The organism is Streptomyces tremellae (assembly GCF_039540215.1).
Classification (GTDB): Bacteria; Actinomycetota; Actinomycetes; order Streptomycetales; family Streptomycetaceae; genus Streptomyces; species Streptomyces tremellae.
The window spans coordinates 24,365-45,070 of record NZ_BAABEP010000005.1 but is presented as its reverse complement, the minus strand read 5'-3'; the positions used below and the strand labels follow the sequence as shown (position 1 = coordinate 45,070).

Annotated in this window: 19 protein-coding genes; 7 read left to right on the top strand and 12 right to left on the bottom strand. The window is 73.5% G+C overall.

Annotation, left to right across the window (positions count from 1 at the left end; all coding sequences use genetic code 11):
* Positions 1 to 41 precede the first annotated feature (41 nt).
* The 7 genes from ABEA77_RS06110 to mmsB form a co-directional block, all read right to left on the bottom strand.
* Positions 42 to 698, bottom strand: coding sequence for a LutC/YkgG family protein (locus tag ABEA77_RS06110; protein ID WP_345642274.1), 657 nt, complete (start codon positions 696 to 698; stop codon positions 42 to 44).
* Positions 695 to 2,131 carry a lactate utilization protein B gene (locus tag ABEA77_RS06105; protein WP_345642272.1) on the bottom strand — a complete coding sequence of 479 codons (1,437 nt, stop codon included), beginning with the start codon at positions 2,129 to 2,131 and terminating at the stop codon, positions 695 to 697. Before ABEA77_RS06105 ends, ABEA77_RS06110 begins: the two co-directional genes overlap by 4 nt.
* Positions 2,113 to 2,865, bottom strand: coding sequence for a (Fe-S)-binding protein (locus ABEA77_RS06100; RefSeq protein WP_345642269.1), 753 nt, complete (start codon positions 2,863 to 2,865; stop codon positions 2,113 to 2,115). The genes ABEA77_RS06105 and ABEA77_RS06100 overlap by 19 nt, the downstream gene beginning before the upstream one ends.
* Positions 2,862 to 4,067 carry a CaiB/BaiF CoA transferase family protein gene (locus tag ABEA77_RS06095; RefSeq protein ID WP_345642268.1) on the bottom strand — a complete coding sequence of 402 codons (1,206 nt, stop codon included), beginning with the start codon at positions 4,065 to 4,067 and terminating at the stop codon, positions 2,862 to 2,864. The genes ABEA77_RS06100 and ABEA77_RS06095 overlap by 4 nt, the downstream gene beginning before the upstream one ends.
* 1 nt (position 4,068) lies before the next feature.
* Entirely contained in the window at positions 4,069 to 5,064 is a 996-nt protein-coding gene (locus ABEA77_RS06090) for an enoyl-CoA hydratase/isomerase family protein (RefSeq protein WP_345642265.1), read from the bottom strand.
* A complete protein-coding gene (locus tag ABEA77_RS06085; RefSeq protein WP_345642262.1) occupies positions 5,061 to 6,533 on the bottom strand; it encodes an aldehyde dehydrogenase family protein in 1,473 nt (490 codons plus the stop codon). Before ABEA77_RS06085 ends, ABEA77_RS06090 begins: the two co-directional genes overlap by 4 nt.
* 180 nt (positions 6,534 to 6,713) lie before the next feature.
* Entirely contained in the window at positions 6,714 to 7,610 is an 897-nt protein-coding gene (gene mmsB, locus ABEA77_RS06080) for a 3-hydroxyisobutyrate dehydrogenase (RefSeq protein WP_345642260.1), read from the bottom strand.
* A 111-nt stretch (positions 7,611 to 7,721) separates the two neighbouring features.
* On the opposite strand from mmsB, the gene ABEA77_RS06075 reads away from it, so the two are divergent.
* Positions 7,722 to 8,639, top strand: a complete 918-nt coding sequence (locus ABEA77_RS06075) for a LysR family transcriptional regulator (RefSeq protein WP_345642258.1) — start codon at positions 7,722 to 7,724, stop codon at positions 8,637 to 8,639.
* A 162-nt stretch (positions 8,640 to 8,801) separates the two neighbouring features.
* Complete coding sequence (locus ABEA77_RS06070; RefSeq protein WP_345642255.1) at positions 8,802 to 9,341, top strand: gamma carbonic anhydrase family protein; 540 nt, start codon at positions 8,802 to 8,804, stop codon at positions 9,339 to 9,341.
* Between the two features lie 25 nt (positions 9,342 to 9,366).
* Here ABEA77_RS06070 and ABEA77_RS06065 read toward each other — a convergent pair whose 3' ends face one another.
* Positions 9,367 to 10,071 carry a FadR/GntR family transcriptional regulator gene (locus ABEA77_RS06065; RefSeq protein ID WP_345642252.1) on the bottom strand — a complete coding sequence of 235 codons (705 nt, stop codon included), beginning with the start codon at positions 10,069 to 10,071 and terminating at the stop codon, positions 9,367 to 9,369.
* 158 nt (positions 10,072 to 10,229) lie between these two features.
* On the opposite strand from ABEA77_RS06065, the gene ABEA77_RS06060 reads away from it, so the two are divergent.
* Genes ABEA77_RS06060 through ABEA77_RS06050 form a run of 3 tightly spaced genes read left to right on the top strand, consistent with a single transcriptional unit; the run spans position 10,230 to position 12,519 of the window.
* Positions 10,230 to 10,457, top strand: coding sequence for a biotin/lipoyl-containing protein (locus ABEA77_RS06060; protein ID WP_345642249.1), 228 nt, complete (start codon positions 10,230 to 10,232; stop codon positions 10,455 to 10,457).
* Positions 10,454 to 11,461 carry a thiamine pyrophosphate-dependent dehydrogenase E1 component subunit alpha gene (locus tag ABEA77_RS06055; protein ID WP_345642246.1) on the top strand — a complete coding sequence of 336 codons (1,008 nt, stop codon included), beginning with the start codon at positions 10,454 to 10,456 and terminating at the stop codon, positions 11,459 to 11,461. The genes ABEA77_RS06060 and ABEA77_RS06055 overlap by 4 nt, the downstream gene beginning before the upstream one ends.
* Complete coding sequence (locus ABEA77_RS06050; RefSeq protein ID WP_345642244.1) at positions 11,458 to 12,519, top strand: alpha-ketoacid dehydrogenase subunit beta; 1,062 nt, start codon at positions 11,458 to 11,460, stop codon at positions 12,517 to 12,519. The genes ABEA77_RS06055 and ABEA77_RS06050 overlap by 4 nt, the downstream gene beginning before the upstream one ends.
* Before the next feature lie 225 nt (positions 12,520 to 12,744).
* Here ABEA77_RS06050 and ilvC read toward each other — a convergent pair whose 3' ends face one another.
* From ilvC to ABEA77_RS06035, 3 genes are all read right to left on the bottom strand, one after another.
* On the bottom strand, positions 12,745 to 13,758 hold the full coding sequence (gene ilvC, locus ABEA77_RS06045) for a ketol-acid reductoisomerase (RefSeq protein WP_345642241.1): 1,014 nt from the start codon (positions 13,756 to 13,758) through the stop codon (positions 12,745 to 12,747).
* Positions 13,759 to 13,887: 129 nt separating this feature from the next.
* Positions 13,888 to 14,637, bottom strand: coding sequence for an SDR family NAD(P)-dependent oxidoreductase (locus ABEA77_RS06040; protein WP_345642239.1), 750 nt, complete (start codon positions 14,635 to 14,637; stop codon positions 13,888 to 13,890).
* A 189-nt stretch (positions 14,638 to 14,826) separates the two neighbouring features.
* The gene (locus ABEA77_RS06035) at positions 14,827 to 16,044 is read right to left on the bottom strand and encodes a PucR family transcriptional regulator (RefSeq protein WP_345642236.1); all 1,218 of its coding nucleotides are present in this window, start codon (positions 16,042 to 16,044) and stop codon (positions 14,827 to 14,829) included.
* 425 nt (positions 16,045 to 16,469) lie between these two features.
* On the opposite strand from ABEA77_RS06035, the gene ABEA77_RS06030 reads away from it, so the two are divergent.
* The gene (locus ABEA77_RS06030; protein WP_345642234.1) at positions 16,470 to 18,380 is read left to right on the top strand and encodes an N-acetylmuramoyl-L-alanine amidase; all 1,911 of its coding nucleotides are present in this window, start codon (positions 16,470 to 16,472) and stop codon (positions 18,378 to 18,380) included.
* 204 nt (positions 18,381 to 18,584) lie between these two features.
* On the opposite strand, the gene ABEA77_RS06025 is transcribed toward ABEA77_RS06030, so the two are convergent.
* On the bottom strand, positions 18,585 to 19,544 hold the full coding sequence (locus tag ABEA77_RS06025; RefSeq protein ID WP_345642231.1) for an amidohydrolase family protein: 960 nt from the start codon (positions 19,542 to 19,544) through the stop codon (positions 18,585 to 18,587).
* A gap of 75 nt (positions 19,545 to 19,619) precedes the next feature.
* On the opposite strand from ABEA77_RS06025, the gene ABEA77_RS06020 reads away from it, so the two are divergent.
* Positions 19,620 to 20,453 (top strand): IclR family transcriptional regulator, encoded by an 834-nt coding sequence (locus ABEA77_RS06020; protein ID WP_345642228.1) that lies wholly within the window; start codon positions 19,620 to 19,622, stop codon positions 20,451 to 20,453.
* The last annotated feature ends 253 nt before the right edge of the window (positions 20,454 to 20,706 follow it).

Here is a 20,706-nt window from a genome sequence, read left to right as displayed (position 1 = left end):
TCCACAATCCACCCCGGGGCCTCTGTGCTGATCCGGCCCGGTCAGGCGTCCGCAGGGCCGTCCACGAGCAGGACGTCGAGCGTGCGCGGGCCGTGCACGCCCTCCACCCGTTCGAGTTCGATGTCGCTGGTCGCGGAGGGCCCGGAGACGAAGGTCAGCGGCCTGGCCGGCGAAAGTCTCGCCATGGCCTCGGGCACCGTCGCCACGATCTGTCCGGGGCGCACGACGCACAGGTGCCGGTCGGGTACGAGGGTGAGCGCGCGTCTGCCCTGGCCGGGGCCGCCGTCGAGGACGAGGGTCCCCGTCTCCGCGATCACGAGAGCGCATCCCGTCAGGACGGCGTCGGCGCCGTCCAGCTCCGCCAGGGTCAGGGGCGGCCGGTCCCGCAGCCAGGTGACCCCCGCCGCGTCGGCCCCCGAGCACCATTCCCCAGGCAGGCCGGGCGGCGCGACGACCCGGCGGGAGCCGCGCAGCGCCAGCAGGTCGGCGACGGCGTGCGGGAGGCGCGCGGCCGGGACGCGCAGGACCGTGGCGCGGTAGTCCTCGATGCGCCCGCGGGCGAGTTCCACGAGATCGCCGTAAGCACGCGAGGTGTCGTACTCCCTGGGGACGGGCGGGGGCTCGGGCCGGTCGGCCAGGGCCGCGCGGACCCGTGCGAGCACCTCGGCCCTGGCACCGTCGTGCTCCCGGCCGCTCACGACGCGCCCTCCCGCCGCCGCCACCAGGCCCTGAAGGACTCCGCAGGAGGCGCGGGCAGGTCGCGCGCCGCGCTCCAGCACGAGCCGGGCCAGGGCAGCCGGCTGAGCGTACCGTCCCGGGCGAGGCGGCCGAGGAGCCCGCCGGCGCGCTGCGCCCTCTCGTAGACGCGTGGGTGCTCGAAGACCCTGGCGAGCGCGGCCATGGCGAGCGCCTCAGGCGCGGCGGCGGGCTTGGCCTCCACGGCGCGGGCCCGCAGGTGGGTCAGGACGGCCGGGATGTCGATCCTGACGGGGCAGGCCTCGAAACAGGCGCCGCACAGGGAGGACGCGTAGGGCAGCGAGGACGCCTGCTTGTCGTGCGGGTCGCCGACGAGCTGCGGGGTGAGGATCGCCCCGATCGGGCCGGGGTAGACGGAGCCGTAGGCCTGGCCGCCGGTGCGCTCGTAGACGGGGCAGACGTTCAGGCAGGCGGAGCACCTGATGCAGCGCAGCGCCTGTCGGCCGACAGGGTCCGCGAGGGTCGCGGTGCGGCCGTTGTCGAGCAGGACGAGATGGAAGGCGCGGGGGCCGTCGCCCGGAGTGACACCGCTCCACACCGAGGTGTACGGGTTCATCCGCTCGGCGGTCGAGGAGCGGGGCAGCAGTTGCAGGAACACCTCCAGGTCCCGCCAGCTCGGCACCAGCTTCTCGATGCCCATCACGGTGATGAGGGTCTCGGGCAGGGTGAGGCACATGCGGCCGTTGCCCTCGGACTCGACGACCATGACGGAACCGGTGTCCGCGACGGCGAAGTTGGCGCCGGAGACGGCCACCTTCGCGTTGAGGAACCGCTCCCGCAGGTGCCGTCGCGCGGCCTCGGCGAGGGCGTGCGGCTCCGCGGGCAGGTCGGCGGGCGCGTCCGGCATCTCCCTGCGGAAGATGTCCCGGATCTCCGCCCGGTTGCGGTGGATCGCGGGGACAAGGATGTGGGACGGCCGGTCGTGCCCCAACTGAACGATGAGTTCGGCGAGATCGGTCTCGACGGCGGTGACACCGCCCTCGGCGAGCGTCTCGTTGAGCCCGGTCTCGGCCGTGGCCATGGACTTGACCTTGACGACCTCGCGGGCGCCCTGTGCCCTGACGATGCGGAGTACGGTGGCGTTGGCCTCCGCCGCGTCCCTGGCCCAGTGCACGGTGCCGCCCCGTGCCGTCACGGCGGCCTCAAGGCGCTCCAGATGCACGTCGAGGCGGGCCAGGGTGCTGTCCTTGATGGCCTCTCCCGCGCGCCGCAGCCTCTCCCAGTCCGGGAGTTCCGCGACGGCGGCCGCACGTTTGTCCCTGATGGTGTGTGTGGCGCGGCGCAGGTTGCCGCGCAGCTGGGAGTCGGCGAGCGCCGTGTGCGCGGCCTCCGGGAAGGCAGGCGTGCCGAGCCAGGTCACCGGGTTGCGCGCCATGGCTCCTCCTCCGTGGACGCCAGGATGTCGGCGAGGTGCAGGGTGCGCACGCCCGTGCGCAGCCGGGACAGGCCGCCGCCGATGTGCATGAGGCAGGAGCGGTCGCCCGCCGTCAGCACCTCGGCGCCGGTGGCGAGGACGTGGCGCATCTTGTCGCCGAGCATGGCGCCCGAGGTCTCGTGGTTCTTGACGGCGAAGGTGCCGCCGAAGCCGCAGCAAGCGGTGGCCTCTTCGAGCTCCACCAGCTCGATGCCGCGCACCGCGCGCAGGAGCCGCAGCGGTCGCTCCCCCACTCCGAGCATACGCAGCGAGTGGCAGGTGGGGTGGTAGGTGACGCGGTGCGGGAAGTACGCTCCGACGTCGGTCACGTGGAGCACGTCGACGAGGAATTCGGAGAGCTCGTAGATCTTGCCGGGCAGTCCGGACTGCGGGACGCCGAGCCCCGGGTGGACGTCCCGGACCATCGCGGCGCAGGAGCCGGAGGGTGTGACCACGGCGGTGTGTTCCCCGAACGCGGTGTCGAGCGCCGCGGCGAGGCGCGCGGCGGGAGGCCGGTAGCCGGTGTTGTAGTGCATCTGTCCGCAGCACGTCTGGCCCATCGGGAAATCGACGTCACAGCCGAGGCGTTCGAGAAGCCGCACCACGGAGACGAGGGTCCCCGGGTACAGGGTGTCCGCGAGGCAGGTGCCGAACAGCGCCACCCTGGTGCGCCCGCCGGTGGCGGCAGGACTCATGAGGGGGACGTCCACTGTCGTGCCCGCCCTGAGCCGAGGAGCGCGTCGACGGCCGCCTCGTCGTAGCCCGCCTCGGTCAGCACCTCGCGGGTGTGCTCGCCGAGCATCGGCGGCGGGCGGCGCAGCCAGCCCTCCCCGCTGCCGCTCACGTTGACCGGCTGGCCGAGCACCTTCATGGCTCCGAGCAGGGAGTGCTCGGTCTCGGCGACCATGCCGAGGCCCCGGGTGACGGGGTGGTCGAGCGCCTCGTCCACGGTCAGCACGGGCCCGCACGGCACCCCGGCACGGCCGACCTCGTCAAGCCATTCGGCGGTGGTGCGCCGCGCGAGCACCTCCTCGATGAGGCGCCGCAGTTCGCCGCGGTTCTCCATCCGGGCGGCGTTGTCGGCGAACCGCGGGTCGCCGGCGAGGGGCCCGAGGCCGAGCACGTCGCACAGCCTGTGCCACATCTTCTCGTTGCCGCAGGCCAGGGTGATGGCACCGTCTGACGTCCGGAAGGTGCCCTGGGGGAACATGATGGGGTGGTCGTTGCCGTCCTGGCCCGGCACGATGCCGAGGCTCAGGTACTTCTGCGCCTGGTACGACAGCAGGGTGAGCATGGACTGCATCAGTGAGCCCTCGACCACCGCGCCCTCGCCGGTGAGTTCGCGCTCGTAGAGCGCCGCGAGGACGCCGACCGCGCCGAACACACCGGTCGCCGAGTCGGCCACGGCGATGCCCACGCGCAGCGGTCCCGTCGCGGGGGTGCCGGTGACGCTCATCAGCCCGGACATGGCCTGGGCCGTCTGGTCGAAGCCCGGCAGCTCGGAGCCGGGCGGGCGGCGGCCGAAGCCGCTGAGCCCGACGTACACGAGGCCGGGGTTGAGGGTGCGCAGGTCGTCGGGGCCCAGGCCCATCTTCTCGGCCGTGCCTGGTTTGAAGTTCTGCACGAACACGTCCGCGGTGCGCACGAGTTCACGGCAGGTCCGCATGCCCTCCGCGCTGCGCAGGTCGAGTGCGACGCTGCGCTTGTTCCGGTTGGAGGCCATGTAGTAGACGCTCTCGGAGTCCTGGAACGGGCCCGACTGGCGGGCCGGGTCGCCCACCGGCAGCGGTTCGATCTTGACGACGTCGGCGCCCAGGTCGGCGAGGAGCATGGTCAGGGTGGGCCCTGAGAGGTAGCGGCTCATGTCCACGACGCGAATTCCGTCGAGTGCGGCCATGTCAGTTCTCTTTCACGGTTGCGTGGGTGTGCGGTGCGTCCGCGGCGCCGGACGCGCGGGGCCCGCGCGTCCGGCCGAAGTCGGCGGGCCTGCGTTCGCGGAACGCGGCGACGCCCTCCTTGAGGTCGTCCCCCTCATACGCCTCGACGGTCAGCCGGGAGAGGAGTTCGCTGTCGGCGGCGGTCAGCGGCCGTCCGTGCATACCGGTCACGAGCTTGGCGGCCCGCATGGTGATCGCGGACTGGCGGTGGACGCCCGCCACGAATCCGGCGACTTCTGCCTCGAACTCCGCGTCGGGGACGACCCGTTGGGCTAGCCCCAGGCCGAGGGCGGTCTCGGCGTCCACCAGGTCACCGGAGAACAGCAGGTACTTGAGGGCGGCGGGGCCGATCGTGCGGGCGAGCGCCGTGGTCTCCGTGTAGCCGAGGATCACCCCGAGCCTGCCGACGGGGATGCCGAACCGGGAGCTCTCGGTGGCGATGCGGATGTCGCAGGCGGCGGCCAGTTCGCAGCCGCCGCCCACGGCGAGTCCCCGTACGGCCGCCACCACGGGAACGGGCAGCCGCTCCACGGAGCGCAGCGCGCGGGCGATGGACTCGTTGTACTCCGTGGCGTCGGCGGCCGTCAGCCGGGTGTGCGGAAACTCCGTGATGTCCGCGCCCGCGGCGAACGCCCTGTCCCCCGCGCCGCGGACCACGACGACGCGCAGCCCGCGGTCGCCGGCCAACTGCCCGAAGACCTCTTCGAGGCGCTTCCAGCTCCCCAGGGTGAGTGCGTTGTGGGAGGCGGGCGCCGCAAGGGTGACGACGGCGGTCCCGTCGAGCCTCGCGAGGTGCACGCGGTCGACGGTCCCGGCCGGCGGCGGGTCCTCGGACAGGGCGGCCCGTACCGCCTCGACGACGGCGTCGGGGGCGCCCGCGGTGTGCCGCGCCGGGGGCGCGGTGCGCGTGCCCTGTGTGCGGGGGCCCTGTGTGCGCGCGCCGGGGGGCCGGCTCACCGGCTGATGTCCACGGAGACGTGCTTGCGCTGGGTGAAGCTCTCGATCATGCCTTCGAGGGAGAACTCACGGCCGATGCCGCTCTGCTTGTAGCCGCCGTAGGACTGGCCGAGTACCTGGCCGCCCCCCTGGTTCACCTGCACCCAGCCGGCCTCGATGGCGTGGGCGGCGCGCAGCGCGCGCCCGATGTCGTGGGTCCACACGAAGGCCGAGAGCCCGTAGTGCGTGTCGTTGGCCATGCGGATGACCTCGTCCTCGTCGTCCCAGGGGATGACGCACAGCACGGGTCCGAAGATCTCCTCCTGGGCCATCCGCCACTCGTTGTCGACGCCCACGAAGACGGTGGGTTCCACGAAGTAGCCCTCGGACAGCGGCCCTTCCGCGGGCGGCCGGCCGCCGAGCGCGACCGTGGCGCCCCGGTGGCCGAGGCCCTCGTCGATGAAGCCGCACACGCGGTCGTACTGCTTCCTGTTGACGATGGCACCGATGTCCGAGGCCTCGTCCAGCGGGTCGCCCACCGTCAGGGTACGGAGGTTGGCGACGACCTTCTCGACGAAGGAGTCGGCGATGGAGCGGTGGACGAACAGCCGCGACCCGGCGGTGCAGGACTGGCCCTGGCGTACGAAGCGCATGCCGGTGACGGTGCCCGCGGCGACCCAGTCCTCGTCGGCGTCGGGGTAGACGATCTGCGGGTTCTTGCCGCCCAGTTCGAGGGAGACGGGGACGATGCGCTCCGCGGCGGCGCCCATGACGCGCCGGCCGACGGCCGTGGAGCCGGTGAACGACAGCTTGCGCACGTCGGGGTGGGTGATCAGGGCCTCACCGGCCTCGGTGCCGTATCCGACGAGTACGTTGAGGACGCCAGGCGGCAGGTAGGCGTGGCAGGCGCGGGCGATTTCGAGGACGGCGAGCGGCGCGTCCTCGGCGGCCTTCAGCACGAGGGTGTTGCCGGCCGCGAGCGCGGAGGCGATCTTCATGACGGCGAGCTGGACCGGCGCGTTCCAGGGGACGATCGCGCCGACCACGCCGAGCGGTTCGCGCCTTGAGTAGTCGAGGGTTTTGGCGCCGAGCGGGATCGTCTCGCCCTTGGTCTCGCCGGCGACGGAGCCGAAGTAGCGGAACACGTCGACGGCGAAGGTCACTTCACCGCGCGATTGGGTCCGCAGGGCGTTGCCGTTCTCCTCGGAGATGAGGCGCGCGATGCGCTCTGCCTCCGGCTCCAGTGTGTCGGCGATCTGCTGGAGCAGGCGGCCCCTGGCCCGGGGGGCGGTGTCGCGCCAGCCGGGGAAGGCGCGTCCCGCCGCGGCGACCGCGTCCTGTACGTCCTTCTCACCACCGCGTGGGACGCGTGCGATGACCTCGCGGTTGCGGGGGCTCTCGACGTCGATCCATTGCCCGTCGCGTGCGGGGACCCACTGGCCGTCCACCAGGTGGGGGTGCTCGCGCGGAGTGGTCGCCTTGTCGGCCATGGCAGTTCCTTTGCGTGTGTCGTGTGCGGTGTGTCGAGGGCCCGCGGCCGGTGGGCCCCGTCCCGTCACACCGGGGCGGCGCGGGCCGGGGCGCGGGCGTCAGGTGCGGGTCCCGCGTGCGGGCCCCGCGTGCGGGTCCCGGCCGGCGGGTCGCAGGCGCGGCCTCCCGGGGTGCGGTCCTCAGGCGGCGGTGTCGATGGCCTCGACGGCCTTGATGACGGCCGAGGCGTCGAGCGTGCCGTCGCTCGCGGCGAGTTCGTCGACCCGGCGCCGTGCGGCGCCGCCGACCGCGAGGTCGACCCCGACGCTCTCGGCCGCGGAGGCGGCGAGGCCGAGGTCCTTGGCGAGCAGGGCGGCGGCGAACTTCGCCACGTACCCGTTGTCCGCGGCCGACCCCTCGACCAGACCGGGACGCGGGCAGAAGTTGGTGAGCGCCCAGCAGTTGCCCGATGACGTGCTGAGTACGTCGAAGAGGTTGCGCGCGGAGAGGCCGAGCCGGTCGGCCAGGACGAACGCCTCGGCGAGCGCCACGAGGCTCGCGCCGAACACCATCTGGTTGCACGCCTTCGCGGCCTGCCCTGCCCCGGCGCCGCCGACCTCGATGAGCCGTCCGCCCATGACCTCGAGCAGGGGGCGCGCCAGGGCGAGTGCGCTCTCCGCCCCGCCGATCATGAAGGTGAGGGTGCCGTGGGTGGCTCCCGCGACGCCCCCGGAGACGGGCGCGTCGAGGACCTCGATGCCCAGGGCCTTGCACGCCTCGTGCACGTCGCGCGAGGTGGCGACGTCGATGGAGGACGCGTCGACGACGACGGCGCCCGCGGCGAGCCTGGTCAGGGGGCCACCGTCGGCCAGGAGCACACCACGGACGTGTGCGCCCTTGGGCAGCATCGTGATGAGCGCGTCGGCCCCGTCCGCGGCGGCCTCGGCGGATCCCACCACGGTGACGCCCTGCGCGGCCGCGCGCTCCCGTGCCTCCGGTACGACGTCGAAGCCCCGCACCTCGTGCCCCGCCGCGGCGAGGTTCGCGGCCATCGGCCGCCCCATGTTGCCCAGTCCGACGAACCCGACGATGCTCATCGCGCCTGCTTTCGCTGGTAGTTGGAGAGGACAGCGGCTGTCCCGCCCCTCACTATCGACAGCGACTTGCTGCACAGGCAAGACAAAACTCTGCATGACCAATGTGCAAAGATGCACACCATGAACCTGGACGACCTGCGCTACTTCCTGGCCCTCACCCGCTACGGGCGGCTCACCCTGGCCGCCGAGCGTTTGGGGGTCGAGCACACGACCATCCGCAGGCGGGTCGTGGCACTGGAGAAGCGGCTCGGCGCACGGCTGTTCGACAAGACGGCGGGCGGCTGGACCCCCACCGCGGCCGGCCAGCGGCTGCTGCCGTACGCCCAGCGCATCGAGGCGGAGTCGGAGGCCGCCCGCACGGCCGTGACCGGACGGGAGCACAGCCCGCGCGGCACGGTGCGGATCGTGGCCACCGACGGCTTCGGCTCGAAGATCATCGCCCCGGGTCTGGCGCGCCTGCGAGCCGAGCACCCGTCCATCGAGGTCGAGTTGGTGACGAGCAGCCAGCTGCTGAGCTACGCGGTGGGCGAGTTCGACATCGCCGTCACCATCAACAGGCCGACCCGACCCGGTTACCAGGTGACCCGTCTGTGCGACTACGACCTGCGGCTCTACGGCAGCAGGTCGTACCTCGCGGGCCGGCCTCCGCTGCGGACGCCGGCCGACCTCGCGCGCCACGATCTGGTGTGGTTCGTGGAGTCCCTGCTCGACCTGCCCGAGTTGCGCAGCGCCGAGGAGATCGCGGCGCAGGCCAACATCGTCTTCCGTACGACCAACCTGTTCGCGCAGCTCGAAGGCGCGGCGGGCGGAGTCGGCCTCGGCCTGGTGCCGTGCTTCCTCGCCCACCACGACCCGCGGATGCTGCCGGTCCTGCACGAGGAGGTGCGCGCCCGGCGGACGTTCTGGATGATCGTGCCCTCCCGCCTGCTCACCACCGAGCGCGTCAGCGTCGTGTGCGAGCACCTGCGGGAGACGGCACGGCGGGACCGGGCCCGGCTGATCCCGCCGGCCGCGGCGGACGGGCCCTGAGCCCGCCGGGACGCCCCGCGGGACCCGGGCGCGTGTGCGCCACGAGACGGTTTCCTCTCCACGGCGGAGGAAGGCGGCCCGTTTTCCGCTCCCGCGCGCTGGCGCGCGGGCCCGCTCGCGCCGATGATGCATCCGAGCCGCCCCGACTTCCGAGGACCCACCATGAACAGCTCGCACCCGCACGGCCCGTACCTGCTGGCGCTCGGCGAGGGCCGGCCCGCCACCGACGCGGAGGCCTGGATCGCGCCCGGCGCCCGGCTGCTCGGCGCGGTGGCCGTGGGCCCCGGTTCTTCGGTGTGGTACGGCGCGGTGCTGCGCGCGGACCTCGCGCCGATCACCGTAGGCCGCGACTCCAACCTCCAGGACAACGCGGTGGTGCACAACGACACCGGCTGTCCGACCGTGATCGGGGACCGGGTCTCGGTGGGGCACACGGCCGTGGTGCACGGCGCGACGGTGGAGGACGACTGCCTGATCGGCATGGCCGCCGTCGTGATGAACCGGGCCCGGATCGGCGCCGGCAGCCTGGTCGCCGCCGGCGCGGTGGTCCCCGAGGACACCGTGGTGCCGCCCGGCTCGCTCGTCGTGGGCGTGCCGGGCGGCACGCGCCGCCCGCTGCGCCCCGAGGAGGCGCTGCGCATCAGCGAGAACGCCGCGCTGTACCGGGAGTTGGCCGAGCGCCACCGGGCGGCCTCGGCCTGACCCCGCGGCCGGGGACGGCCCTCCCTCAGCCGCTCTCCCGGCCGCCGCCGAGCCCCTGGTCGAGCCAGACGAAGTGGCTGTCGACCGCCCGCATGGCGCGCTCCGGGTCCTCCGCCGCCGCGGCGAGGTGGATGTCCCGGTGCAGCTGCCGCATGTGCCCGATGTCGCCGGTCATCCGCATGATGTGCTGCTGGCGCTGCTGGACCGAGCGGGACAGGACGCCGGAGAGCGCGTCGGCGAAGAATTCGAGCGCGGGCGAGCAGGACGCGGTGAACAGGGCCCGGTGGAAGGCGACATCGGCCTCGTACAGCTCCTGGCCGTCCTCTGTCGCCTCCATGCGCTTGACCGCGGCGGCCATGTGCGCGGTCTTCACCGGGTCCCCGGCGAGCGCGGCCTCGTACGCGGCCTGCCGCTCCAGCGCGACGCGCACGGAGTACAGCGAGGCGAAGGTCAGGTGCGAGGCCAGCAGGCCGAGGCCGAGCGCCTCGGTCACCGTGTCGGGCCGCACACCGCGGACATACGTCCCCGAGCCGGTCCTGCGCTCCAGCACCCCGAGCGACTCCAGGTGGGTCAGCCGGTCCCGCAGGGCGGTCCTGCTGACACCGAGCTCCTCCGCCATCCGGCGCTCGCTCGGCAGCCGCTTGCCCGCCCCCATCGCCAGCACGCGCTGCGCCAGCTCACCGGTCAGCCGGTCGGGGAACAGCTCGGTGGCAATCAACCCGTCGCTCATGCCCTCACCCTACACGGATTGGTGTTACCAATTCCGCCCCCAGCCCTCCCCGCAGATCGGTACAACCAATGATGGAGTCGGTATGAACGAAACCCTTGACAGAGAGCAACGGACACACCAATCATGCAATCGGTCGTACCGATTCTAGGAGTCAGAACATGGACGTCACCGTGCACGGGGACCTGCTGGGGGACGAGGAGGAGGCCGAACTGACGGCCTGGCTCGTCGCGGACGGCACCGCGGTGGAGAGCGGGCAGCCGATCGCAGAACTGGAGACCGGCAAGGCCTCGGTCGAGTTCACCGCGCCCGCCGCCGGCACCCTGAGCATCCTGGTGGGCGCGGGCGAGGTCGTCGCCGCGGACACCGTCGTCGCGAGGCTGGCATGAGCGGCACGGCGGACTTCGGCACGGCGGGCTTCGACCCCGCGGAGGACGGCCTGCGGGCGCTGCGGACCATGCTCCTCATCCGCGAGTTCGAGCGCAGGCTGCCGGGTTACGCCGAGAAGAAGCTCATCCGGGGCTCCACCCACCCCTCCGTGGGCATGGAAGCCGTCGCAGTCGGTGTCTCCATGGCCCTCGGCCCGCTCGACAGCATCGCGAGCAACCACCGCGGCCACGCCCACTGTCTGGCACGCGGCGCGGACCCCGCCCGCACCCTCGCCGAGATCCTGGGCCGCGCCGACGGGTACTGCGGGGGCAAGGGCGGCTCGATGCACATCGCCGTGCGCGAGCTCGGCATCCTCGGCACCAACGGCATCGTCGGCGCGGGCATCGGCCTGGCGACCGGCGCGGCGCTCGCCGCGAGGCTGGCGGGCTCGGACGAGGTGGCGGTCGCGTACTTCGGCGACGGCGCGTCCAACCAGGGCGTCCTCGCGGAGAGCCTGAACCTCGCGGCCGTCTGGGCCCTGCCCACCGTCTTCGTCTGCGAGAACAACCACTACGCGCAGTCCGCGGCCATCGAGCGCATGGTCGCCCAGCTCCGCATCAGCGAGCGCGGCACCGCGTACGGCGTGCCGTCCGTCGACGTGGACGGCATGGACCTCGTCGCCGTACACGAGGCCGCGACGTCGGCGGTACGCCGAGCCCGCGCGGGCGGGGGTCCGACCCTGATCGTGGCGGACACCTACCGCTACCTCGGGCACATGGCCGACGACACCCAGATCTACCGCGAGCCGGCGGAAGTGGACACCTGGCGCGAGCGGGATCCGATCGCCGCCCTCGCCCGGCGGCTGATCGCGGCCCGTCACCTGACCGGGGACGCGCTCGGGCGGCTGGAGCGCGACGCCCTGCACGCCGTGGACGCGGCCGAGGCGTTCGCGCTCGCGTCCCCGCACCCGGCGGCGGAGAGCGCCTTCCGGGACGTATACGCCACGGAGGGACGGACACGATGACCGACACCGCACCGGAACACACCGAACCCGCCGAACCCACCGCACACCGCGAGGGCGGGACGGCGCCGCGTAGCACCCGCACGCTGAGTACCTGGCGCGCCCTCAACTCGGCGCTGCACCGAGCGATGGCGGCCGACGGGCGGGTCTTCGTCATGGGCGAGGACCTGACGCGCTGGGGCACCGGGGGCGGCATCTACGGCGTCACGCGCAAACTCGCCGAGACCTTCGGCACCGAGCGGGTGCGCGACACCCCCATCAGCGAGGAGGCCCTCGTCTCCGCCGCGGTCGCCGCCGCCATGCGCGGGGCACGCCCCGTGCTGGAGATCATGTACTCCGACTTCACCCTGCTGGGCATGGACGGCATCGTCAACCAGGCGGCGAAGGCGCGGTACATGTTCGGCGGGCAGTACGAGGTCCCGCTGGTGCTGCGCACCAACCAGGGCTCGGGCATCGGCAAGGCGGCGCAGCACTCCCAGTCCCTGGAGGTCCTCTTCGCCCACGTGCCCGGCCTCGAAGTGGTCGTCCCCGGCAGCGCGGGCGACGCGTACGGCCTGCTGCTCTCCGCGATCGAGAGCCCCAACCCGACGGTCTTCCTCGAACACAAGGCCCTCTACAACGACCGGGGGCCGGTGGGCGAAGGGCCGATCCCGCTGGGACTCGCGGACGTCGTACGCCCGGGGTCCGACGTCACGGTGGTGGCCACCCAGCTGATGCGCAGGCGCGCGCTCGAAGCCGCGGACGTACTGGCGGCCGAGGGGATCGGTGTGGAGGTGGTGGATCCGCGCACGCTGTACCCGCTGGACATCGACACCGTCACCGCGTCCGCGGCCCGCACCGGCCGGCTGCTCGTGACCCATGAGGCTCCGGAACTCTTCGGCTTCGGCGCCGAGTTGGCAGCTCAGGTGGGGCGGCGCCTGTGGCACACCCTGCGGGCGGCCCCGCGCCGGCTCGGTGGCGCCAGGACGCCCGTGCCCTACGCGGAGGGGCTTGAGGCGGCCGTCGTGCCCGACACCGGGCTCCTGGTGCGCGAGATCAGGGACCTGGTCGCCTCGGGCTGAGCCCTTCCCCGGCCGGGCACGACCGGCCCCGCAGGACGCGCTGCCGGCGGTCTCCGTCCCTGTCCACGCCCTGACACGGGAGGCCGCCGGCAGCGCTTTGCCGCGTCCGGATGCGGGCGCCCGTCCGCGCCCGGAACCTCCGCCCACCGGGCAGGGCGGCGGCGCCGCGGCGCCGCCGCCCTGGGTGACCCGGACGGCGGCGCGGCGAGGCTTCCCGTCTGCCGCTCAGGCGGTCTCGGTGATCGGCCGGTCGACCCAGGACATCAGCCCGCGCAGCCGCTCCCCCACCGCCTCGATCCCGTGCGCCTTGCCCTCGGCCCGCAGCCGCAGGAAGGCGGGCCGGCCGCTCTCGTCCTCCGCGATCCACTCCTTGGCGAAGGTGCCGTCCTGGATCTCCGTGAGGATCTTCCGCATCTCCGCACGCGTGGCCTCGCCGACGACCCGGGGTCCGCGCGTGAGGTCGCCGTACTCGGCCGTGTCACTGCACGAGTAGCGCTGGCGGGCGATGCCGCCCTCGTAGATGAGGTCCACGATCAGCTTCAGCTCGTGCAGCACCTCGAAGTACGCGATCTCCGGCTGGTATCCCGCCGAGACCAGGGTGTCGAACCCGGCCTGGATCAGGGCCGAGGTGCCGCCGCAGAGCACGGCCTGCTCGCCGAAGAGGTCCGTCTCGGTCTCCTCGGCGAAGGTGGTTTCGAGCACGCCCGCCCGTGCGCCGCCGATCGCCGCGGCGTAGGACAGGCCGAGGGCCAGGGCACCGCCCGAGGCATCCGCCTCCACCGCCACCAGGCACGGCACGCCGTTGCCCTCGGTGAACTGGCGGCGCACCAGGTGCCCGGGGCCCTTGGGCGCGACCAGCAGCACGTCCACACCCTCCGGCGGCGTGATGTAGCCGTAGCGGACGTTGAAACCGTGGCTGAACAACAGGGCGTCGCCCGGACGGAGATGGGGCTCGATGTCGTCCCGGTACAGCGTGCGCTGCACCGTGTCGGGCGCCTGGACGGAGACGAGGTCCGCCTCGGCGACGGCCGCTGCCGGTGTCAGGACGCGCAGCCCGGCCTCCTCCGCCTTGGCGCGGGACTTGGAGCCCTCGGGCAGGCCCACGCGCACGTCGACGCCGGAGTCGCGCAGACTGAGGGCGTGCGCGTGCCCCTGGCTCCCGTAGCCGATGACGGCGACCTTGCGCCCCTGGACGATACAGAGGTCGGTGTCGGCCTCGTAGTAGATGGTGGCTGCCATGTGCTCCCGGATCCCTTTCTCGGCGGTGTGCTCCGCAGCGGACGGTGCGGCCACCGACAGCGTAATGCATCCTGGATCCAGGATGTAGCTGCGGTGGCCGTACCGGGACCCGCTGGAGGGAGAGGGCTCTCACCCCAGGTGGGAGCCCCCGTTGACGTCGATCGTCGCGCCGGTGAGATACGAGGCGGCCGACGACCACAGGAAGAGCACGGAGGCCGCTATGTCCGAGGGCGCCGCGAGCCGGTTCAGCAGGGTCTTGGCGCTCAGCCGCTCGATCACGCCGGGGTCGTCCCCCACCATGCCCGTGGTGGTGGCCCCCGGCGCCACACAGTTGACCCGGACGCCCCGGCCTGCGAGCTCCCGCGCGGCACCCCTGGTGAGACCGATCACGCCCGCCTTCGAGGCGCCGTAGACCGAACCGCCCACATAGCCGCCGCCGGTGTACGCCGCGACCGAGGCGCACAGCACCACCGAGGCGTCCGGGGCGAGTGAACCGGCCGCTGCCTTCAAGGTGTTGACCGATCCCATCAGGTTGATCAGCAGACACCGCTGGGCGGCCTCCGCGGAGACGTCGAGCAGGCTGCCCGGCAGTGTGACGCCCGCAGACACGAACACACTGCCCACAGGACCGTCCTCGGCCGCGGCGGCGAAGCACCTCTCCAGGCTCCCGGGGTCGAGCACGTCGCCCCTGAGGTAGCGGACCCGCCCCCCGAGTGCGGCGAGCCCGGCGGACGGCCGGTCGGGCAGGTCGACCACGGTCACCGACGCGGCGGTGACCGCTGCCCTGCGGACCACTTCGAGGCCGATCCCGCTGTTCCCGCCCACGACGACGGCGGGCCTCGACACCAGGTCGGGCGGGTTCGGTGGTGTGCTGCTCATGCGTGGCTCCCGGATCTCGGCAGGCTCGGCGCTCGACGCGCCGGCAACGTCGCACCGGCGGCGCGGGCGGGCGCCGCGCGCCGTCAGCCGGTGTGTTCCCGGAGTATGTCCGGGCACCCGCCTCCGGGTGATCCCCCGGAGGCGGGAAAGAACCGGGGGCCCTTTCCTACGCGAAGAGGAAAGGGCAGGTCACACCCTGTCCGGCCGGCGTGCGGCGATCCGGGCGCGGCGCAGCGCGAGGTGGAGTGCGAGCCGGTCCCCGCCGTCGTCCAGGTCCAGTCCGGTGATCTGCGCGATGCGGTCGAGCCGGTAGTAGAGAGTGGTGCGGTGGATGTGCAGGGCCTCGGCGGTGCGCGGCCGCGAACCCGCCTGGTCGAGGAAGGACTCCAGCGTCTCGACGAGCCGGCCGCCGCTGTCGCGCGCGGCCAGCGCGCGCATGGCCGGGTGCGGTGTCTCCCACCCGGCGGTGTCCTCGGGCAGTTGCAGGAGCGTGGCATAGGGGCCGAGTTCCGACCACACCGCGGCGGGGCCGAGGCCGGGCACGCGGCGTGCCGCGTCGGCGGCGACCAGGGCCTGCCGGTGGGCCCGCCACGCCTCGTCGAGCCCGGCCGCGTCGTCGCCGATCCCGGCCGACGCGCGGGCGCCGCCGCACAGTTCGTCCACGGCCCCGACGAGCGCGGCCGCCCGCTCGCGCAGCGCGGCGGCGAAGACCCCCGCACCCGTCTCCACCAGGCACGCGCCCGCGGCGGACACCCGGGACAGGCAGCACCAGGCGCCGCGGGGCCATACGTGCTGGATCGCCGTGCGCAGCGCGTCCTCCGCGTCGACCGCGCCCCTTCCGCCCGCCGGGGCGGCCACCTCGACGACCGTCACCGTCGTACGCGCCCCGGCGGGCGGCTCGCCCGTGGCGGCGGCGAGCGCGGCGAGCGCTTCCTGTCTGCGGGCCCGCGACCCGTCGAGGAGGTCGCCGACGGTCCGCTCGGTCACGGCCCGGTCCTCGTCGGCGGCGAGGCGCTCCGCGTACAGGTGGACCGCGACGTCGTCGGCGGTGCGGCCGATCAGCTCGCGCTCTGCCCCGGTCAGAGAGTGGTCCGCGTCGATGACGAGCAGCAGCCCGAGGAAGCAGCCGTGCAGTCTGACGGGCGCGGCGAGCCGCGCGGCCATGCCGAGATCCGCGTCGGCGGGCACGAGCGCCGGGGCGGCCCACCGCCGCACGCCCTGGGCGAGCAGGTGCCGGGTCGCCGCGAAACCGGAGTCGCGCTGGAGGACGCTGCGGATCCGCTGCTCGTCCTCGTCGCCGAAGTGCCTGCTCGTACAGAGGGGCCTGAGCTCCGGGTCGTCGACGACGACCGCGCGCCCGAGCCGGTCGGCGAGCCCGTCGACCAGCCGCTGCACCACACCGACCATCCCGCCCCACCGCCTCCTCGCCGGTCCGCCGTCCTGACAGTGGCATTCTCCTCCCGGGCGGCGGATCCGCGGCAGGGCGGGGCAGCCGGCCACCGCGTGTGACGGTGCCCGGCTGATCGTGCGACCGGCGCCCGCGCCGCCCCGCCGCCCGGTGAGGAGATCGTGTGGGGTTGTTGTGCGGGAGGTGGGACGGTCCTGTGCGGCGCGATCCCCTTCGCCGCCGCCGTGTGTGCCCCGGTGCGGGACGCGGCCGGTCAGACGCCGGCGAGCTGCGCTTTCGCGGTCTCACCGCGCCCTCAGGTCCGGCCGAGTGGAGGGGCAGACCGGCTTGATACGTTCGACGAGTTGTCGCGACCGCGGTGCCATCGCACCGGGGCGGGCACCGCCTGACGGACTCCCAAGAGCGCGTGATCGAGGTAGGTTCCTTGCGAAAGTCTGCACACAAGAAGAAGTCCCGCACCATCCTTGCGGGCACGGTGGCGGGGGCCGCGGTCGTCGCGGGCTGCCTGGTGGCCCTGCCGTCCGCGCAGGCCGCGCTGACCGGCGACGCGGGCACTCAGGACAGACAGGCGGAATTCGCCGACGCGGCGAAGGAGTTCCACGTACCGCTCGACGTACTCCTCGGCGTCTCCTACCAGGAGTCGCTGTGGGACGCGCACGGCGGCCGGTACAACACCTCTGGCGGCTACGGCCCGATGAACCTCACGGACGTCACCACCGCGATGGTCTCGGGCGGCGCCGCCGGAGCGGCCGGGCGCGGTGACATCGCGTCGCTCACGTCGAGCCCCTCGCTCCACACCCTCAAGGCCGCCGCCGGGCTCACAGGCGCGTCCGCGAAGCAGCTGCGCACGGACGACCGCGAGAACATCCGCGGCGGCGCGGCCCTCCTCGCCTCGTACGAGAAGGAGTTGACGGGCGGCACCCCCAACGACCCCGCGGCCTGGTACGGGGCGGTGGCGCGCTACAGCCAGTCCCCCGACGAGAAGTCCGCCGGCCTGTTCGCCGACCGTGTCTTCACCTCGGTCACGTCGGGCGTCAGCCGCAAGACGCAGGACGGGCAGCGCGTCAAGCTCGCGGCCGCCCCCTCGGTGCGCCCCTCGACCGGGCAGCTCGCCAAGCTGAGGCTGAAGGCAAGCACGCCCGCCACCGACACCGAGTGCCCCACCACGGTGGACTGCACCTTCCTGCCGGCGGCCGCCTCCAACGGCCAGGTCGCGAACCGGCCCGCCGACGGTGTCGACATCAAGTACATCGTCATCCACGACACCGAGTCGTCGTACCAGGCCGCGATCGACACGTTCCAGCAGAGCGGCAGCGCCGACTCGGCCCACTACGTGATGCGCGCCTCGGACGGCGCCGTCACCCAGATGACGGCCGCCAAGGACGTCGCCTACCACGCCGGCAACTACTGGTTCAACCTGCACTCGATCGGCATCGAGCACGAGGGCTTCGCCGCCCAGGGCGCGAGCTGGTACCCGCAGACGCAGTACCAGGCGACCGCCGAGCTGGTGAGGTACCTGGCCGCCAAGTACGACATCCCGCTCGACCGCCAGCACGTCATCGGCCACGACAACGTGCCGGGGCCGCAAGACAGTTACGTCGCGGGCATGCACTGGGACCCGGGCCCGTACTGGGACTGGTCGCGCTTCATGGGCATGGTCGGCACGCACACCGCCACCCGCACCGGACGCACGCCCGCGGTGGGTGAGGCGGTGACGATCGCACCGCCGTTCTCCGGCAACGAGCAGACCGTGCGCGTCTGCCCGGACGACGACCCCAGCGGCACCACCACCGAGTGCGCCGACCGCTCCGAGCCGGCCAACTTCCTTCCCGTGCGCACCGCTCCGGACACCGGCGCGCCCCTCTTCGCCGACCCGGCCGTGCACCCCGGTGCCGAGGGCAAGGGCACGGACCAGATCAACGACTGGGGAAGCACCGTCGAGGACGGGCAGCAGTTCGTGGTGGCCGGTGTCAGCGGCGACTGGACCGCGATCTGGTTCAGCGGCGCGAAGGTGTGGTTCTACAACCCGGGCGGCCGCAACACCGTGCCCGCGCCGGGCGCGACCGTCGTCAGGCCCACCGGGGACAGCGCCGCGCTCTACGGCTCCGGCTACCCGAAGCCCTCCGAGTACCCCTCGGGCCTCTCGCCGTCGGCCCAGGAGCCCCTGAGCGTGTACTCCTTCCCCGCGGGCCAGGCGTATGTGGCGGCCCAGCCCCCGGTCAGCGCCGACGACTTCTTCGTCTCGGGCGACACGCACGTGATCGGTGCGGAGAAGTTCTACACCATCCAGTACAACCACCGCGTCGCCCTGGTGGACAGCGCCGACGTCGCGTAGGCGGCAGTTCCCCCGGGGCCCGGACCGGCTGTGTGCCGGTCCGGGCCCCGGCCGTGTCCCGAGGCCGTACCCGGCGCCGACGTGCTCGATCGGCTTCACGCCCAGCCTGGAGGCGGTACGGCGCGCCGTCCCGCGGATCGACGACGGTGGCGGAGCGCAGCACCAGGGCCCGCGCCCTCCCCTGCGGTGCGGGACGCCAGGCGGTCAGCGCCCGTCCGCCGCGAACAGGCGGCGCGCGTTGCGGGTGGTGAGGTCGCGCCAGGTGTCGTCGGCGGACGGCCGGGGGGCGGCGTCGACGGAGGCGACCTGTGTGAGCACCGCCTCGGCCGGAGTCCAGCAGGAGTCGCTGCCGTAGAGGAGCCGTCCGGTGCCGAACGCCGCGTCGAGCGCCGGGATCTGGCGGGGGAAGGGCGTCCCCGCCATGTCGTACCAGAGGCGTCCGAGCTGTTCCACGGTGCCCGGCGCCTCCGCGGGCCCGGTGCCCGCGAGGGTGCGGAAGAGTTCGATGCGGTCGGCGAGCAGCGGCAGCGCCCCGCCACCGTGCGTGAGGATCCAGCGGATGCGCGGGCGGCGGGCGAGGACGCCGTTGAGGAGCAGGTCGCTCGCGGTCCTCGCGGTGTCGAAGAGGAATTCGAGCATGGGCCTCGGCCGTCCCAGGGCGATGTCCTCGGCGCGGGGCGGGGAGGTGGGGTGGACGAAGACGAGGGCGCCGCGCCGGTCGAGCTCGGCCCACAGCGGTTCGTTGCGCGGGTCGCCGAGGTACTGGCCGCGGTGGTTGCTCTCGACCGTCACGCCGTCCGCGCCGAGCACGTCGAGGGCGTGGGCGGCCTCGGCGAGCGAGCCCTCGACGTCGGGCAGCGGCAGAGAGGCGAAGTGGCCGAAGCGCGAGGGATGTTCGGAGCGGATCCCGGCCCCGTACCCGTTGACCTCCCGGGCGAGGGCGCGGGCCGCCGCGTCGTCGCCGAAGTGGACGCCCGGGGAGGAGATCGACAGATAGGACTTTCCGATGCCCGCGCGGTCCATCGTGTCGAGCTGCCCGGCGACGCTCCACCCGGGCCAGCCGGGCATCCCGTCCGGGTGGTCGATGCCGGCGGACCTGGCCGCCGCGACATAACCGTCGGTGACGAAGTGGGCGTGGACGTCGACGAGTCCTGTCGGCTGCATGCGGCTCTCCCTGTCAGCGGGTCCGTACGCGTGCCACCGTAGGAAGGTGTCCGTCGAACGGCAGGGGTGATGCCGATGAATGAAACACCGAGTTCTGCTGAGGGGTCCGTGCGGCGGCGCGGGGGCCGGCCCCCGCAGGGGCAGCCGGTCGTCGAGCGTGCCTTCGCCCTGCTCCGCTCCTTCGACAGCGGCCGGCGCGCGCAGACGCTCGGCGAACTCGCGCGGCGCAGCGGCATCCCCCGCAGCAGCGCGCTGCGGCTCGCCAGGACGCTCGTCGGGGTGGGCGCGCTCGAACGGCTCGACGACGGCAGGTTCGTGGTGGGGCTGCGGCTGCTGGAGACGGCGTCACTCGCGCCGCGCGGCCACGGGCTGCGGGCCGTGGCCATGCCCTTCATGGAGGACCTGTTCCACGTGACCCGCCAGCATGTCCTCCTCGCGGTGCGGGAGCAGGCGGAGGCACTGCTGGTCGAGCGGCTCTCGGCGCTCGACGCGGGCCCGGTCCGTTACCGGGTCGGTGGCCGCCTGCCGCTCGCCTCGACGGGTGTCGGCCTGGTGCTGCTGGCGTTCGCGCCGCCCGCCGTCCAGGACCGGGCCGTCGCGGCCCACCGTCCCGGGGAGGGCGACGACCGCCTCCACGCCCCTTCCGACCTGCGCCGCGCTCTCGCCGAGGTGCGGCGCGGCGACTACGCCCACGGCCACCAGAGCCACCCCGGGCCGATGAGCACGGTGGCCGCGCCGGTGCGCGACGGCCGCGCGGTGGTGGCGGCGCTCTCGGTCGTCGCACCGAGCAGCGGCTTCCCTGACGCGGGCTACGGGCCCGCCGTGCGGGCGACGGCGCGCGCGATCTCCCGCCGGCTGGCGGAAGAGGCCGGCCGGGCGGGGCCGCCCGCTGAGGGGCGCCTGCCGTGAGGGCGCGGGCCCCGGACCGGACGGCTCCGCGGCGCCACGGACTCGGACGGCGATGACCTCCGGTGTCCTTCCGCACGAGGGGAGGCTGCCCCTCATGAACGCCGCCTCCCCGGTCTCCGCGTAGCGGCCCCGCTTGTTCGCCCGGTCGGGAGAGCGGCTATCTCCGTCTGCCGCTGAAAATCCGCCGCTGAAAGGCGGTTCTGCCTACACACCGCAGGGCGGGCTCTCCCTGCGGCGCTGACCCGGTCAGCGG